At 43.9% G+C, this 17,267-nt stretch carries 10 protein-coding genes; 6 read left to right on the top strand and 4 right to left on the bottom strand.

Annotated elements, in window-relative coordinates; translation table 11 throughout:
- Window positions 1–316 precede the first annotated feature (316 nt).
- From GO495_RS15135 to GO495_RS15115, 5 genes are all read left to right on the top strand, one after another.
- The gene (locus GO495_RS15135) at window positions 317–856 is read left to right on the top strand and encodes an RNA polymerase sigma-70 factor (protein ID WP_157300560.1); all 540 of its coding nucleotides are present in this window, start codon (window positions 317–319) and stop codon (window positions 854–856) included.
- A 123-nt stretch (window positions 857–979) separates the two neighbouring features.
- The gene (locus GO495_RS15130) at window positions 980–2,134 is read left to right on the top strand and encodes a FecR family protein (RefSeq protein ID WP_157300559.1); all 1,155 of its coding nucleotides are present in this window, start codon (window positions 980–982) and stop codon (window positions 2,132–2,134) included.
- Between the two features lie 181 nt (window positions 2,135–2,315).
- Entirely contained in the window at window positions 2,316–5,729 is a 3,414-nt protein-coding gene (locus GO495_RS15125; RefSeq protein ID WP_240915238.1) for a SusC/RagA family TonB-linked outer membrane protein, read from the top strand.
- 11 nt (window positions 5,730–5,740) lie between these two features.
- On the top strand, window positions 5,741–7,336 hold the full coding sequence (locus tag GO495_RS15120) for a SusD/RagB family nutrient-binding outer membrane lipoprotein (protein ID WP_157300558.1): 1,596 nt from the start codon (window positions 5,741–5,743) through the stop codon (window positions 7,334–7,336).
- 19 nt (window positions 7,337–7,355) lie between these two features.
- Window positions 7,356–8,318 carry a DUF1735 domain-containing protein gene (locus GO495_RS15115; RefSeq protein WP_157300557.1) on the top strand — a complete coding sequence of 321 codons (963 nt, stop codon included), beginning with the start codon at window positions 7,356–7,358 and terminating at the stop codon, window positions 8,316–8,318.
- 280 nt (window positions 8,319–8,598) lie between these two features.
- Here the strand turns inward: GO495_RS15115 and GO495_RS15110 are convergent, their stop codons facing one another.
- The 4 genes from GO495_RS15110 to GO495_RS15095 form a co-directional block, all read right to left on the bottom strand.
- Window positions 8,599–10,935, bottom strand: a complete 2,337-nt coding sequence (locus tag GO495_RS15110; RefSeq protein ID WP_205691274.1) for a glycoside hydrolase family 3 C-terminal domain-containing protein — start codon at window positions 10,933–10,935, stop codon at window positions 8,599–8,601.
- 12 nt (window positions 10,936–10,947) lie between these two features.
- Window positions 10,948–13,854 carry a TonB-dependent receptor gene (locus GO495_RS15105; RefSeq protein ID WP_157300556.1) on the bottom strand — a complete coding sequence of 969 codons (2,907 nt, stop codon included), beginning with the start codon at window positions 13,852–13,854 and terminating at the stop codon, window positions 10,948–10,950.
- A 197-nt stretch (window positions 13,855–14,051) separates the two neighbouring features.
- On the bottom strand, window positions 14,052–15,038 hold the full coding sequence (locus GO495_RS15100; RefSeq protein ID WP_157300555.1) for a FecR family protein: 987 nt from the start codon (window positions 15,036–15,038) through the stop codon (window positions 14,052–14,054).
- Between the two features lie 98 nt (window positions 15,039–15,136).
- A complete protein-coding gene (locus GO495_RS15095; protein ID WP_157300554.1) occupies window positions 15,137–15,715 on the bottom strand; it encodes an RNA polymerase sigma-70 factor in 579 nt (192 codons plus the stop codon).
- A gap of 548 nt (window positions 15,716–16,263) precedes the next feature.
- Here GO495_RS15095 and GO495_RS15090 point away from each other — a divergent pair.
- Complete coding sequence (locus tag GO495_RS15090) at window positions 16,264–17,091, top strand: Rpn family recombination-promoting nuclease/putative transposase (protein WP_157300553.1); 828 nt, start codon at window positions 16,264–16,266, stop codon at window positions 17,089–17,091.
- Window positions 17,092–17,267 lie beyond the last annotated feature (176 nt).

The raw sequence follows: 17,267 nt of genomic DNA, 5'->3' as shown, positions 1-17,267 counted from the left end.
CCCCGACCAGTACTTCTGATTATTTTCTGCGTCTATATATATGTACCATTAAACATTATACTCTTTGCACTGATTCTGTGCGATTTGATACTAATAAGTTACGATTTAGATTTTATCGTAAACGAAGCGGGTTTCTTTTAAGTTACCCGCATTCTATATTATGCCTTGTTTAGATGATATATCTCAGGTTGATGGTTTGATGATTTTAGTTAAATTTATACAAATAACGAACTGACTGGTATCTGTGAACAATCCTCCTGTATATAATATTGAAAATGAGCATAAACTTCTACTCCGGATCGCGCAAAATGATGGAGTGGCCTTTAAGTTAGTTTTTGACCATTACTGGGACAGGATATACTCTATGGCCCTGACTTACCTGAAGTCTCCCTTATACGCAGAAGATGCTGTACAGGAGGTTTTTGTGAAGTTGTGGAATAGCCGTCAGCAGCTCACAGCGGTACGCAAATTCGACTCCTACCTCTTTATTATAGCCAGAAATGAGATCATCAGTACCCTCAGGAAAAAGATCGTACATGCGCCTTTTTATGAATATCTGAGCGATGAACTGACAGAAGAAGTACTGGCACCCGACCAGCAACTCAACATTAAAGAGTTCCAGACATTAATAGATGAAGCAATTGAGAAATTACCGGTGCAGCAGCAGCGTGTTTATAAGATGAGCAGGCTGGAAGGATTATCCCAGGAACAAATATCCCGGGAACTGGATATCTCGATATCAACTATAAAAGGTCATATGACCAAAGCCCTTCAATCCATCAGGAATCAGTTATCCATCAATTCCAATAAACCAACCCTGCTCTGGTGGCTTATTCTGATCGCTATAAAAAAATAATCACTTTTTTTTTCACCCCGACCAATACCTGAGGCAATTTTTTGCGTCTTTAGTTATATGCAGGTAGCAAAATAGTCCGGGAATTGGTTATCAGCCAGATCACTGCTCAATTTATCCGATAATATGGAATTTACGTTTAGAAGGTTACTCGAAAAATATCTGACAGATTCAATCAGCGAGTCTGAAAAAGCTACGCTTTTTGAGATGCTTCAATCTTCTGATTACGAATCTGAGCTGGAACAAATAATCGATAACGGATTCCTGGAAGGGAAAATAAGCGGTCTGGCAGATCCCGGCAGGGCGAAGGCATTGTTTGATAAAATTACCGTGGCCGGGCAGATGTATCATAAACCATCCATCAGCCGGAGACTACGTTACACAACCGCTGCTGCTGCTGCCATCCTCCTTCTTATATCTGTAACTATCTATACAGTCAGAAAAACTAACAATACCTCCATATCGGGGAAAGGAAAAACAGACGGAGAGATCGTTCCCGGGAGTGATAAGGCGATGCTGACCCTCACAGACGGATCTGTCATTATACTGGACAGTACCGGCTCCAGGGCCATAAAACAGGGTAATACCGCTATAAGCCAGCATAGCGGACAACTGCAATACCTGCAGCAGGACCAGGAAACGGTTTCCGGCCTGAACACATTAACGACCCCCCGGGGCGGACAATACAGACTCCGCCTGCCGGACGGGAGCGATATATGGCTGAACGCAGCTTCTTCTATCACCTATCCTACGGCCTTCACCGGCAGCAGGCGCAAGGTGGCTATTACAGGAGAAGTGTATATGGAAATAGCAAGAAATGAGAATATGCCCTTTGAAGTATCCGTCAATGGCATAGAGATAACAGTGTTAGGTACACGCTTTAACGTAAATGCCTATAAGGACGAACCTTCCATCACCACAACCCTGCTGGAAGGAGCCGTAAAGGTAAGTCGCGGTAATAATGACCAGCTCCTGATGCCCGGACAACAGGAACAGTTATTACCCAATGGAAAAATTGAAATCGTAAATGATATAGATACAGCATCAGTAGTTGCCTGGAAAAATGGCATGTTCTCTTTTAATGATGCTGATATACCTGCCGTGATGAGGCAGGTAAACAGATGGTATGATGCGGAAATAGTATATCAGAGTGAAGTTTCTCAACATTTTATGGGTAGTATACCCAGGACAGTGCCAATTTCGAAGTTATTAACCATGCTCGAACTAACTGGACGCCTGCATTTTAGAATTGATGGAAGAAAAATTATTGTAACCCGGTAATGATAAGCTATGCACAACTGATAAATATATTATTATTCACCTAAATCGATATCGTTAATGTAACAACAACTAAACTTAATCCTGTATGGGGGACATGGGGGTGTTGGTCGCACCCCGGGTTCAACAGGTAATCTAAATCGTCGTGTTCTGAAAATTCCTTAATCAACCAAATCCAAAATCTATGTCTTTCACTGTCTGGTGCCAACACAGGCTTGGTACCGTATGCTCTTTAATGATCCTATCGCTTGCATTCAGCCTGTCTGCAAGTGCCGGTAAACTTCAAACTGTAACGCTCTCTTTAAAAAATGCTTCGCTACAAAAAACATTTAAAGAAATAGAGAAGCAAACAGGTTATTCCTTCCTGTACTCCAGGGAGGATATCGAAAAAACCAGGAACGTAAACCTTGAAGTCAGGAATGCCAACGTAGAAGCTGTATTGAACATTTGTTTTGAAGAACAGCCCTTCACCTATACCATCGTTGATAACGTGGTAATTATCAAAAGAAAGTTTCCGGACCCGCACATTTCAGGTACAGTGGTGGGGCCTGATGGCGCACCCATTCCCGGCGCTAACATTCAGATTAAAGGTACTAACACAGGTACTGTTACTGATGCTAACGGCCATTTTGAGCTGAATACCTCCGTTGGGAAAACGCTCGTGATCAGGATAGTGGGTTATGAAACACAGGATATAAAGATTGAATCCGCCGAAACACCCATCAAAGTGACATTGAAAATAGGTACTTCCCAACTGGAAGAAATCATCGTTACAGCAGGTGGTATCAGATCTAAACGCAGGGAGTTAGGTACTGCCAACACCGTGATTAAAACAGAAAGCCTTGTAGCCGGTAAAGCCGTGAACGTCGCGGGTGGATTACAGGGTAAAGTGGCCGGTTTACAGATCAATGCTACCAGCAGCGGTGTAAATCCAAACTACAGATTAATATTAAGAGGACAACGCTCCTTAACAGGTAATAACCAGGCATTGATCGTTCTCGATAACGTGATAGTACCTAATTCCGTTTTAGGTAACCTGAACCCCGAAGACGTGGATGAACTGGTAGTACTGAATGGCGCCGGTGCTGCTGCGCTGTATGGCTCCCAGGCATCCAACGGTGCGATCGTTGTTACTACCAAAAAAGGTAAAAGAGGTCTTACACAGGTAAAAGTATCTCACACTACTACTGTTGAAGCAGTAGCATTCTTCCCTAAACTTCAGTATAACTACGGCGCAGGTGGTAGTGCCTATGGTTTTGATGTAAATGGTCAGCCATTATTCTCTAACCTGGAGAACCAGTCATATGGTCCTGTCTTTAACGGTACTAAAGTACCTGTGGGTGTTCCACTGGAAGATGGTAGCCAGGACTCTGCTTATTATATCGGTAACAATACACATAATAATTTCTGGGAAAAAGGGGTGACTAACCAGACTGATTTTTCCGTGTCTACAGGAGACGATAAATCAACTTTTTATCTTTCCGGTCAATATGCCGGTGTAACAGGAACAACACCTAAGGATAAATACAACCGTACCGTTCTCAGGGCCAACGGAACACATAAAACAGGCCAGTACATCAATACGACTTACAGCATATCCTATACGCAAAACAGGTACGATATCACTCCGGCTACGGCAAGTATCTATACCAACCTGCTGAACATGCCGCAGAACGTGGATATCACAAAATATAAGAACTGGCGTACAGATAAATTCGCTAACCCGAATGGCTTCTATAATCCCTGGTACCAGAACCCTTATTTCACACTGGATAACAACCGCTCTAAACAGAGAAACGATTATCTGGTGGGTAACCTGGAAGTAAAATTCTCTCCGCTGGAATGGCTGGATTTCACCGCCCGTCAGGGTATCTCTACCAGGAATTTATCTTCCAAAACTACTGTAGGTGCATTTAACTATACCACTTATGCAGAAGTAACAAGTGCATCCAAAACAGATATCTCTGCTACCGTTGCTGACCAGAGCGGATTCACCACAGAGTTACTGAGCGATGTGTTTACCCAGGTACATAAATCATTCGGCGACTTTAACTTTAACCTGATAGCCGGCGGACAATGGCGCCAGGACCAGTCTAAATTCATAGACATCGGCGCCAGCGGTTTAACGATACCAAACCTCTATAATGTTGGTAACAGTACTTCTAACCCATCCGCTGCCGAAGCGAACTATATGACCCGCCAGATGGGTATATACGGCGATTTACGTATCGGTTACAAGAACGTATTGTTCCTGCATGGTACCGGCCGTAAAGACTGGGTATCTATCCTTGCTGCCAACAACCGGTCTTTCTTCTATCCGTCCGTTGACCTCTCCTTTGTGGCCAGCGATGCTTTTGAAGCATTAAAAGACAGTCGCACCATCACCTATCTGAAACTCAGAGGCGGATGGTCTAAAGTGGGCCAGGTGAACCTGGGTACAACTTCAGACTTTGGCGCTTATTATCTGCAACAGACCTTCAGCCAGGCAAATGGTTATCCATTCAATGGTGTAGCAGGTTATACCGTAAACAATACACTGGTAGCAAACGACCTGAAACCGGAAATTACCAAAGGATATGAAGTAGGTTTTGATCTGAATATGTTCAATGACCGTATCGTATCAACAGTAACCTGGTACAGTACCAAAACCAGCAACCAGACCGTAAACACCAGCGTTTCAAATGCTACCGGCTTTTCATCCTATAGGGTAAACACCGGACAAACAAGCAGCAGTGGCCTTGAAGTAGCCCTGCATGTTACACCTGTTAAAACCAGTGACCTGGACATTACAGTAGGTGGTAACTATACTCATCTCAACAACAAAGTAAATAATATCAGCGCGGACCTGCCACGCCTGTCGCTGGCTTCCTATACTTCAGGAACGGGTTCTTATGCCGTAGCAGGGCAACCTTTCCCCGTGATCATGGGTAAAGACTATTCCCGTGATAAGGACGGACACGTGATCGTAGACCGTACCACAGGTACGCCGCTCGTAGACGACACTATCAAAATACTGGGTAATGCTGTGGCTACAGACCGTCTCAGCCTGGACCTTGGCGCACGCTACAAACGTTTCCGCCTGGCCGTATTATTCGAATACCGTGGTGGTTACAAAATATACAACGGCATGGGACCTGAACTGGACTGGTCAGGTACAGGATACAGAACTGCTGCCTTCAACCGCACCCGCTTTGTATTCCCGAACTCTGTATACGAAGACCCTACGAAGCCTGGTACTTATATCAAAAACACGACCATAACAGTGCCTGATGGTAATGGTAACTCAGGCTTCTGGACGAACGACGAGAACAGGACAGTAGCATCTAACTATGTTACTTCGGGCGATTTCTGGAAATTAAGAGAGATCTCTATTTCCTACGATATCCCATCCTCCGTGTTAAGCAAAACAAGGGTGATCAAAAACGCGACTATCAGTGTACAGGGACGTAACCTGTTTGTATGGCTTGCCAAATCAAACTATTATACGGATCCTGAGTATAGCGATGCAGGTAACGATAATAATGGTATCGGTCTTACCGGCCTGGGACAAACACCTCCTTCCCGCTTTTATGGTGCTACGCTGTCACTGACATTTTAAAAACTCGACAAATGAAAAAATCAATACTTATTATAGCTACAGGACTGATTGTGTTGGGCAGCTCCTGTAAGAAATATCTCGACATCAACCAAAATCCTAACACCGCTACTTCTGGTACACCGGAAACAGTATTGCCGCAGGCATTGGTGTCTACTGCCGCAACCATGAACAGCTATAATATCTATGGTTCCCAACTGGTAGGATATATGGCCAATGCCGGTGGTTATGGTGGATTTGGTTCCTCTGTTACCTATGATTACAGTAACTCCACATTCTCTAATTTATGGACCAATTCATACGATGTGCTGAACGACTTTCAATATGTAATCGCACAAACAGATACCTTACCCGACTACGGGTACTTTAATGGTAGTGCCAGGATCATGAAAGTTTTTAATTTCCAGATGCTCGTAGATACCTATAACGATGTTCCTTACACAGAAGCATTAAAAGGGATCAACAACCTGACACCTTCCTATGATAAGGCAGAAGATATCTACAAAGACCTGGCAGTTCAGCTGGATTCTGCGATCGCTAAAATCAAAAGGACGATGAATGACGAAGAAACTAACAGCACCAGTAATGTGAAAGTGCTGAGTACTTCCGATCCTATGTTCAGTGGTGATATGACCAAATGGATACAGTTTGCCAATACGATCAAACTACGCCTGATCATCCGTGGAGGGAACAAGGTGGCATTTACCAACACTACTTTTGATCCGGCAGGTTTCCTTACTACGGACGCTATTGTAAATCCGGGTTATACCAGAGATAACGGAAAACAAAACCCTGTGTGGAACACCTGGGTATTCACCTATACAGGCGCTGCCGGTAATAAAGCATGGATACCTTCTAAATTCATCCTGGATTTCTATAACGGATACAAACTGACCGATTACCGTGGAGATGCCAGCTATTACAGCTTTCCAGCTACCGCTTCAAACCAGCTTGGTTTTGAAAGCAGCAGTGTACCCAGCTCCCCTGCCGGTAGCGCATGGCTGTCTGGTGCCAATACAGGTGAAGCCGACAGAGGCAGCACTTCTGCCGGTAAAAGCATAGGTATCATGAAAGGCCCAAATGCAGGAGAACCTATCATGCTGGCAGCTGAAAGTTATTTACTGCAGGCAGAAGGTGTTGTGAAAGGAACCATTACAGGCGATGCAAAAGCACTGTTTGACAATGGTGTACTGGCTTCCTACCAATACATCTATAAGAAACCAGATGGCACTTATAACAGTAACTGGGACCCTCAGACAGATTATGACAGCTACCTGGAAAATAATCCTGCCAGTTACCTCGTGCATTTTGAGCTGGCTACTTCTCTGGAAGAGCAGATAGAAGCTATCATCACCCAGAAATATCTCGCACTGAATTTCATCAATGGCGCTGAAGCATGGAATGAATACCGCAGAACACACTACCCTGCTATCGTAAATGGTTCCAGCGACGCTAATCTGACCTTTGCATCTACACAATCTATCAGTACACGTCCGGACAGGCTCCCTACCAGGGTACTGTATCCATTGACGGAATCGTCCAACAACAGCAGCAACATGCCTAAAGGTATCAGTCCATTCGCATCCTTTATCTTCTGGGCTTTACAATAAATAATAAATGGGGAAAATCATGAAACATATAATAAAGAACGCATTGCCCTTGCTGGCTGTAATGGTAGTGTTTACTTCCTGTTTAAAGGACCATCTTGCGATGGACCCTGCACAGTCTAACAATGTGGTAGAATTTGCCAACACAGGTAACAACGTATCTCCTGCGGGTGCTGTGTACCCAAGATTTTCAAGTGACCTGGGTAGTCTTGTAAGCGGCGATTCAGCCACCTTCAATATCAACTTAAGTTATTCAGGCGCGAACATGGCTCCATCTGATATTACCGTAACACTACAGATAGATACTGCGGCACTGGATGCCTATAATGAAGACCAGGGAACAGATTATGTGCTGCCTCCGGCCAGTGTGTATCGCTTCACTTCTACTGCTGTCATTAAAAAGGGAACGCAGGCATTTCAGTTGAAGATACCGATCATTAATAACAGCGTCTTTGACTTCAATGTCAATTATGCATTACCCATAAAAATAGCATCTGTTTCTACCGGTGAGATCAGTGGGAATTACGGTACTGCTATTTACTCCTTTGCAGTGCGTAATGTATATGATGGTGTTTATACAATGAGCGGCACAATGACAGATCAGGCTAATGCAACTATTACAGGATATTATCCGCTTGATATGAATCTGATCACCTACACCGGTAATTCCGTCGCATTATGGGACCCGATTGTTTCCAGCAACTACGGACATCCTATCCACAGCGGTACCGGCAGTTCTTATTATGGGTCCTTCAGTCCTGTTTTTGCATTTGATGCTGGTGGAAATGTAACCGTTTCCAACTACTACGGAGATCTTGCCGGTTCGAATAAACGAAATGCAGTACTGGACCCTACCGGCATCAATAAGGCCACTTTTGATACTGACGGGCACATACTCTATTTCGAAGTAAGCTATATCATGACACAGAATGGTTCTCCAAGGACCTACTTCAATGAGAAGTTTACTTACAAAAATGCCAGGTAAATAAATACTTCTTCCCCCTCTGAATAATAAGTATGGCCTGCGTAATGCGGGCTGTACTTATTTTTTTATACTCACAAAAAAATTCCCATCCACCAACAGGTGAATGGGAAAATGACCGCCGATGTTGGTCGCATCTCCGGCCGTTTGGGTAATACTAAATCATCGTGTTCTGATATTCATTAATCACCCGAACCAAAAGTATGAATTTCAAGAAGATGAAAAAACTGTTGCTGCAGCTAGATAAAATCCGTCCATAACTACATTTATTATCAATACATTATCATTGTACCTGCAACAGCATCTCATCCAGCATCTGATCCGTAAATTTCCCTCCTCCCATTGATACCAGTTTACTTACCGGCATCTCATTCAATATGGCCATCATCATTGCCTGCATTTTCTTCCTGGCATCTTCCTGTGCAGGTGTCAGTTTCTCCGTACTATTGCCGGCACCAAACATGCTGCCCATGCTTTCCATCAGTTTAGCATATACTGCTTTCCCTTTAGGATGTTGTGCAAATTCTTTCAGCAGGGAATTGCGCGTTAAAGGAGCATACAGCACATTGGTAGCTGTGATATCGAGCGACCGATGTAACGGCAGATCGGCAGAAGAGCCACCTGCAAGAATATTGTATTTCCCGTTGCTGGTTTGCCAGCTGTGTACCTTTTCACTGTAATACGCAAAATCACGGTAGCTTAATTCAAAGGAGACAGTCGTTTCTTCTCCGGGTTGCAATGACACTTTAGCAAAATGTTTCAGCTCTTTTTCCGGCCGTATGATCGTTTTATTCTCATCCTGTACATACAGTTGCACTACTTCTTTTCCCGCTGCCTTACCTGTGTTTTTTACCTTCACGCTTACTTTTACATGATCTGTATCACTGGCTGCTCCTTTACTGATATCCATGCCGGTATAGGCGAATGTGGTATAGCTCAGTCCAAAGCCAAAAGGGAACAGTGGTGCTACTTTCTTTTTATCATAATAACGATAACCGATGAAGATGCCTTCTCCATAGATAGTCGTTCCGTCCCTGCCGGGGAAATTCAGATAGGAAGGCGTGTCTTCCAGTTTCACGGCAAAGGACTCTGATAATTTTCCCGAAGGGTTTACTTTTCCTGTTAAAATATCTGCCAGTGCCTCTCCCCCGGCCTGCCCGCCCAGCCAGCATTCGATAATGCCCTTTACTTTACCGGCCCATGGCATAGCCACTGCGGACCCATTCATGAGCACGACCACTACATTCGGCTGTACCTTGGCAACGGCCTCAATGAGTGTGTTAAAGGCTTCCGGCATATCCATATTACTGCGATCGAAGCCTTCGCTTTCGTAGGTATCAGGCAAGCCTGCCACAACTACCGCTATTTGGCTGTTTTTAGCCTGTTCCTGCGCCTCTGCGATCAGTTTGGCATCCGTAGTAGCATCAGCGGTATACCCCGTCGCAAAACTGACCGTAGCCGTTTTACTCAATGCATCATAAACATTCGCAATCCGTGTAGGGTTTACCTGCGAGCTGCCCGCTCCCTGATAACGGGGTGCTTTAGCAAAGTTGCCTATCAGGGCGATCTTTTTTGATTTATCCAGTGGCAGGATATTATTACTGTTTTTGAGTAGTACCGCACATTCGCTGCTTACTTTCCTGGCCAGTTCATGGTGTTTGTCTTTATCATAAGTAGCGCCTTCTTTATGCAGTTCATGTGTTTTCAATAACTGCGCTACGATTTGTGTCACTACTTCATCCAGTCTCTCTTTGCTTATCTGTCCACTGTTCACTGCCGCTACGATCTTTTTATCATTCAGTCCGCCGTTGCCAGGCATTTCCAGGTCCAGTCCTGCATTAATACCCGCTACGCGGTTGCTTACGGCTCCCCAGTCGCTCACTACGAATCCCTTAAAGCCCCATTGTTTCCTCAGTATACTATCCAGCAACAGGTTGTTCTCAGAAGCATAGGTCCCGTTTAACTTATTGTAGGAGCACATGACCGTCCAGGGTTGTGCTTCTTTTACAGCTATTTCAAACGCCGGCAGATAGATCTCGTGTAAAGTTCTTTCGTCTATAACTGAGTTGTTGCTCAGGCGTTCAAATTCCTGATTGTTGGCGGCGAAATGTTTCAGTGAAGCGCCCACGCCCTGGCTTTGCAGGCCATTGATCAGCGCTGCCGCCATCTTACCTGCCAGTATAGGGTCTTCTGAGAAATATTCAAAGTTCCTGCCTCCCAGCGGAGACCGTTTCATATTGACGCCTGGTCCTAACAGGAACTGTACATTATTCGCCTGGCATTCTTCTCCCAGGGCGATACCCATTTCATGCAGCAGCTCCGGGTTCCAGGAAGAGGCGAGTCCGGCCGCTGTAGGAAAACAGGTAGCGGGAACGCTGTTCGTAAAATCCGTACCTGTTGCTTTACGCAGGCCATGTGGTCCGTCTGTCATAAAAACGGAAGGGATCTCCAGCCGTTCTATTGGCCTGGTGCTCCAGAAATCCCTGCCGGAGCATAGGGACGCTTTTTCTTCCAGCGTCATTTTCGCTACCAGTTCTTTTGCTTTCGTCTCATAACCGGTTTGACTGAAAGCTGTTTGAGTTAACGTGATCATGAAAATTATCAGACCTTGTGTTTTCATCTTTAATGGATTTTAGAATTCATAAGAAACCGAAGCCCAGAAGCTGCGTGGCAGGATTGTTCTGCCAGCCATCACAGCACCTTTTGTTACGGTAGAGAAATTACGGAACTGGTCGCCTCTTACATCACCTTCTGTCAGTACTTTTGTGTTTAACAGGTTATCTACCCAGCCTTTTAACACGATCTTCCTGGTGATATCATATCCTATTCCACCACGCATAACTACGTAGGCAGGAAGTTTATAACTATCAGAAGGAGAAGTGAACCTGCTGCCGATATAATTAGCAGAGAGGTTGATGTTAAAACGTTTCAGGTCGTAGGTAGCAGAAAGTTCCGTGTTCAGCACGGGTACTCTTTCTGTTCTCTTACCGGTGAAACTGTAGGTAGTGTCACCCATCTCTGCCAGTACGGAAGGATTGGTGTTGGTAGACGCGTTATAGTCAGTGTATTTTGAGTCTTGTAAAGTACCTGTCAGTCTGAGTCCCAGTTGTTTAACCGGGCGGTAGGACAATTCAAATTCGGCACTGTACGTACGGGTAGAACCGAATGCAAGAATGTTCTGCAGGCCAGCGGTGGTGGTAGGCACTGCGATGGTGAGGGATACATTTTTGATAGCAGAGTAACTGGCAGATGCAAAGAGGGATACATTACCCTGTGCATACTTCACGCCCAGTTCTCCCAGGTAAACAGGTCTTTTCTTGATAGATGCGGGATTGAAGGTCGTCGCGTTATAATCACTGATGTTAGGGCTGTTGTATGCTTTTGTAGCACGGCCAAACATCGCTGTTGCCTCATTGATTTTATAGTTCAGTCCTACTGAAGCAGCCCAGTTGGTATTGCTCTCTGTATAAGCAGTATATCCCGCAATAGTGGTAGTAGCCGCTACGGAAGGATCTCCGCTGCCATCTGCCTTCACACCGTAATAAGGTCTTTTACCGGTAAGATGATCATTATCTGCCCTGAAGCCTATATCTAAACGCCACTTTTCATTTAATGTAATTTCATCGCTCACATAAGCAGATAGTGTACGGGTATTTCCTATCAGTGTAGTGGTAGACAAAGGTATCATCCCATTTCCGGTAGCGCTGCCTGCCAGTAAGCGGCGGGGATGTTCCTTTAATTCCTGGAAGAACAGGAATGTGTTATCCGGACCATTATTCACATTATACTGATAGATACCTGCGCCCAGTGTAAGCTGGTGCCTGTTTATCTTTTTCCTGAAATCAAGATAATCTATGATTTGTTTATCCTGGTTTTCCTGCGCCAATGCTACTGCGGTAACAATATTCTCTCCTGTTTTAAATGCAGCAGCAGTGCCATCGGTATAGTAATAGTTGCCGGAAGAATAGGCGCTGGCACCGATAGGGATACCTACAGTGTAATTGGTTTTGGCGGTCTGGTAGCGGAAGTTGTTATTGATCTGCCAGCCGTTGTCTGTCATGTAATTAAACTGGAAACCACCGTATCCCAGTTTGGTATGGATACCATCTGAGAGGTCGTAGTTATGGGTTTTACCCGAAGGATCGGTGTAACTCCATTTGGTATCTATGGTAGCGAGCGACTGGCTAAAAAGATCGAAACCATCTACTGCACGGGGTTTACCGGAACCGTCATAGGAGTAATAACCGGGCAGCATCCACTGTACTTTATCGTTCAGGTATTTGCCATATAATCTGATGAAGCCTTTCTTGTTCTTAAAACCGAAGGTCATATTACCTTTGATTTGTCCGCCCTGGTTGGCAGTGTATCCCGGAGACACGATACCTCTGTCCGTTCTGTAAAATCCGCCTATATTATACTTCACATTTTCGCTGATCCTACCGCCTATATTAGCATCTGCTCTGTATAAATCCTGTGATAAGCCACTGGTGAGCTTCACTTTCCCATAAGCATGATCTGCACCGGTATAGCTCAGGTTATTCACGACAGCGCCGGGCGTGTTCGCCATCAGGATAGCCGCATTACCGCCCCTGATTGCCTCTACGTTCTTCACGGTGAGGTCTGTTTTGTAGTACTGATCAGCCGAAGGGATGGAGTTGTAACCGGTAGGTATCACCGGCAGTCCGTCTTCCATGATACCCAGGAAGATGTATCCTCCTTGTTGGGGGAAGCCTCTCACCCATACGTTACCGGGGCCATCGCCGCCGGTGCTTTCTACTGTAAGTCCGGGTATAGCCTTCAGCAGGTCTGTACTGTTGAGTGGCGCCCGGGCTTCAATATCTTTATTGCTCACTGTTGTAATGGCTACGCTGGACTCTATCTTCTTTTTAGGGTTACCACCGGTTACCACTACGCCCTGCAATTGCAGGACGTCTTCAGTTAGTTCCACGTTGATGTTTAAAGGAGCATCTCCCACTACTACCGGCAGTTCTTTCGAAATATAGCCTATATAAGAAGCCGCCAGCGTATAGCTGCCTGCCGCTACTCTTTTTAGCTCGAACCGGCCTTCTGCATCAGTTAATGCAGAAGAACCGGTATTTCTGAGCTGGATAGTAACACCCGGCAGCAACTCCCCCTTATTGCTTTTTACAGTACCGGATATACTTACCTCTCTGTCCAATTGCACATTATCTGTGTTATACAGCAACAGCTGGTCATTCACTACTTTATAACCTATATGCAGTGGAACGAAGATCTGTTGAAGGAAAGTACCCAGTTTCTGGTCTTTAACGCACAGGCTGACGGTACGTTCTGATTGAATAGCTGTAGCGCTGAAGATAAAACGGATGCCCGTCTGACCCTGAATATCAGCAATGATCTTCTTCAGCTCTTTCTTATCAGCGTTGATAGAAACAGTTTTGTCCAGCATCCCCTGTGCGGTAGCATGTACGGTAGAGATAAAGAGAATGGCAAACGCGAGTTGCACGGCAGTTACTTTCATTGCAATCAGCATTAAAGCAACAAGTTGCTTTTTTTTCATATTTTTACGTGGATTTAATCGTTAATAATGCGTTGGCGGTGAAATCTTTCCTGTATGGGAATAAAGACCGGTAATGTTGCAACCATTGCCGGTTTTTTTATACAGCAGGTAACGGGGGGTTACCCCGACAGCAGTGTGGTATTCATAACGTGTTATTTGGATCAGTGAAATTTATATAATATCTATCTCTTATCTCTTTAGAAACATCCTTTACCTCTCAATAATATTTTAGTCCCTTTTATCTCATATTTTGCCCCCACGGCCTGGCAAATCACGTCTAGTTTGGCATATAAATCCTCCTGTGTAAGACCGCCTGTAAAAGGGCAGTTATATAAATGTTCGTTCTCTACCACGATCTCCACCCCATAATAGTTCTCCAGCGACTCCATTACCACACGTAATGATTCATCATTGAATATCATAGACGTGCTGTCATTCTTTTGTATCACAGGCTGAGGGGATTCTACCAGTGTAGTCTCAAAACTGCTCTCCGACTGCCGGTATATCACTTTCTGATTAGGCGTAAGGATGACGCCGGTGCTGGCATCAGGTTTTATAATTTTATCTTCATATACTTCCACACGGCCGCTTCTCACGGATACTTCCACTTCATCATTCAGCGAGGGTGAGATCATAAAACTGGTACCCAATACATGTGTCACCAGTTTTTTACTATATACAAAAAACGGCCGGTTTGCATCTTTCCCTACATCAAAAAATGCTTTCCCTTTAAGGTATACTTCTCTTTTAGTACCGGTAAAATGTAAAGGATATTTCACAGATGCCCCGGGGAATAGTGTAATCGCTGTACCATCTTCCATCTTTAAGGTACAACTGGCAGCCGTTTTATTGATAGCTTCTTTGTAGTTACCGTTGCCGGCATTCACATAACGCTGATCGGCGTCCCTGCTGGTAAAGAAAAAGGCCACGCCTATCAATACGGCCGCAACAGCAGCTGCCCAGCGGTAAACAGGGCGCATTTTACGGACCGGCTTACGTGTATCTTCCCGGATCTTCTCCCATAGCCTTTCCTCAGTTTCCTGCCATTCTTCTTCCTGCATGGAAGACAGCTCTGTATCATCTCCAATCAGTTCATACCAGTGGTCTACCAATTCCATTTCTTCCGGAGTACATTTGTTCTCCGCATACTTTTTCAGGAAAAGGTGAAATTCATTACGGTCCATGGAAGAAAGCTTATATAGAGGTAGTCAGTTCAGGGAAGAAAACCCCTAAAAAGAAAGTAAAGTTTTTTTGGGGGGAGTTGTTTAAGGGGAGATAACCCCTATTTCAGAAGGGTAATAATAGCCGGAACGCTTATTATCATAAAGTCTTTCAGACTTATACGCATTAATTTCAGGGATTGGGTAATATGATATTCTACTGCTTTTTCAGTAAGATTCATATGATGGGCTATTTCCTTTACGGAATATTTCTCAAACCGGCTCAGGGTGAAGACTTCTCTTGTTTTCGGGGGTAATTGGGCCAGCGCCTGCTGAATAGCATGGTGCAGGTCATTAATCAGGATAGTGGCTTCTGTAGATTCATCTGAAGTAATACCTGGTAAGTTCTTCTGACTGGCCTGTCTTACCAGCATCGCATCCACATAATTTATCACTTTATATTTCACCGCAGTAAAAAGGTACTGTTCCAGCTTTTCTATCTGCAGGGAGGTTCTTTTCTCCCACAGGCTGACAAATATATTCTGTACGATCTCTTCTGCGGCTTCTTTGTTCTTTAACTTGTAACAAGCCATGGTGAACAGTCTTTTCCAGTACCGTTCATATAATGTGCGGAATGCATTTTCGTCATCAGCCTTTAGGAGCCGTAACAGGAGATCGTCAGTCAGCAGATCCAAACTCATACGTGGGAATATATACCTAAGATAGTGTTTTTCAGGAAAAATAATAGAATGATAATAAGTGTATCTGGTACGTCTTATCTTTGAATAGCTTCTGGACAGCTTCTGATAAGCTTCCGATAAGCTTCCGATAAGCTTCTGAACAGGATCATCCTCCGTTTATCCTACGTCTTTTAACGTAGGATAAACGGAGGATGATCCTGTTCAGAAGCCGATCAAAGCCTCTCTTCAAGTGCTTATAACAATAACCTGAAAGGCTTCAGATGCCTGATCGCCCCTATCTCCTTTTCCAGTTGTTCCTGGTTGCTACCTTTAGCATTCCCGCTAAAGGTAGCTGTCACCGGCAAAGCATTTAATCCCGGTATACAACCGACAGAAGACCGGTGGATATAATTGTTTAACCTTACTATAAAAGCCAGAGCATAAATACCAACTATCAGTCATATACCTATTAATCGTACAGGTATTTTTATTATATTTGATACACGTTGTTTTGTTAGTCTTTTCATTTTTCCCCTTTTCTATCATTTTATAATTGTTAATTTCCAGATATGGCAATAGAGAGTCATGCGAATCAGTATGATAAGATTTTTAAGGAGAATATGGAATATGCATTACCGGGTATCATTAAGAATATCCTGGGGCTTACAATTATGCATACCGAAGAGATTTCTCATGATCTGCAGCATACAAAAGAAAGAAAACCGGATGTGCTTAGAAAGGTAACGGATCAGAATAATCGTACTTACATCTTACATGTGGAGTTGCAATCTCAGAATGAAAAAGACATGGTGTACCGCATGGTGGAATACCGTGTGATGCTTCAGCGTAAACACCGGCTGCCGGTAAAACAATATGTGTTGTTTGTAGGTAAGGGTAGGCTTACAATGCTTTCCAGCATTGATGAAGAGGATTTTAAGTTCAGGTATAACATCGTCTCTCCGCAACAGATAGATTATAAAATATTCTTAAAATCGAAGTGGCCGGAAGAAAAAATCATGGCTATTCTTGCTGATTTCGGAGATGATGAACCTAAAAAAGTAATAGAAGCTATCATGGATGGTGTAAAGGTTACAGCGGAAGGAGAAGAGACAGAAAATAAATACTTAACTCAGTTGCGCATTTTATTACAATTACGTAATTTAGACAAAAAATATACAGAGATGATATCAGTAGCAAGTTTTTTCAAAGAAGAAAAAGATTTCCTTTATATCAGAGGAAAGGAGATAGGTGAAGCCGAAGGAGAAAAGAAAGGAGAAAAGAAGGGAGAAAAGAAAAATAAAAAGAAAACTGCGTTAAAAATGAAGGAAAGAGGACTTGAGTTAAGTCTGATTTCAGATATTACGGAACTACCTATTAAAGCAATAGAAAAGCTTTAGATCACTATATCAATTGCTTTCTCCTAAAGCATTTGATAATTACAGCCTGTACAGCTGGTGTTTGTTACCTTCATTCGTCTCCCCTCTTCTATCATTCTATAATTGTTAATTTCCAGATATGGCAATAGAGAGTCATGCGAATCAGTATGATAAGATTTTTAAGGAGAATATGGAAT

The sequence above is a fragment of the Chitinophaga oryziterrae genome (assembly GCF_009758125.1).
In the GTDB taxonomy this organism is placed as follows: Bacteria; Bacteroidota; Bacteroidia; order Chitinophagales; family Chitinophagaceae; genus Chitinophaga; species Chitinophaga oryziterrae.
This window is presented reverse-complemented; position numbering and strand designations above follow the sequence as displayed.

Coding starts and splice junctions, on each gene's coding strand:
- GO495_RS15115 (WP_157300557.1), top strand. CDS start 7,356: ATGAAACATATAATAAAGAACGCATTGCCCTTGCTGGCTGTAATGGTA.
- GO495_RS15090 (WP_157300553.1), top strand. CDS start 16,264: ATGGCAATAGAGAGTCATGCGAATCAGTATGATAAGATTTTTAAGGAG.
- GO495_RS15105 (WP_157300556.1), bottom strand. CDS start 13,854: ATGAAAAAAAAGCAACTTGTTGCTTTAATGCTGATTGCAATGAAAGTA.
- GO495_RS15130 (WP_157300559.1), top strand. CDS start 980: ATGGAATTTACGTTTAGAAGGTTACTCGAAAAATATCTGACAGATTCA.
- GO495_RS15120 (WP_157300558.1), top strand. CDS start 5,741: ATGAAAAAATCAATACTTATTATAGCTACAGGACTGATTGTGTTGGGC.
- GO495_RS15095 (WP_157300554.1), bottom strand. CDS start 15,715: ATGAGTTTGGATCTGCTGACTGACGATCTCCTGTTACGGCTCCTAAAG.
- GO495_RS15125 (WP_240915238.1), top strand. CDS start 2,316: ATGTCTTTCACTGTCTGGTGCCAACACAGGCTTGGTACCGTATGCTCT.
- GO495_RS15110 (WP_205691274.1), bottom strand. CDS start 10,935: ATGAAAACACAAGGTCTGATAATTTTCATGATCACGTTAACTCAAACA.
- GO495_RS15100 (WP_157300555.1), bottom strand. CDS start 15,038: ATGGACCGTAATGAATTTCACCTTTTCCTGAAAAAGTATGCGGAGAAC.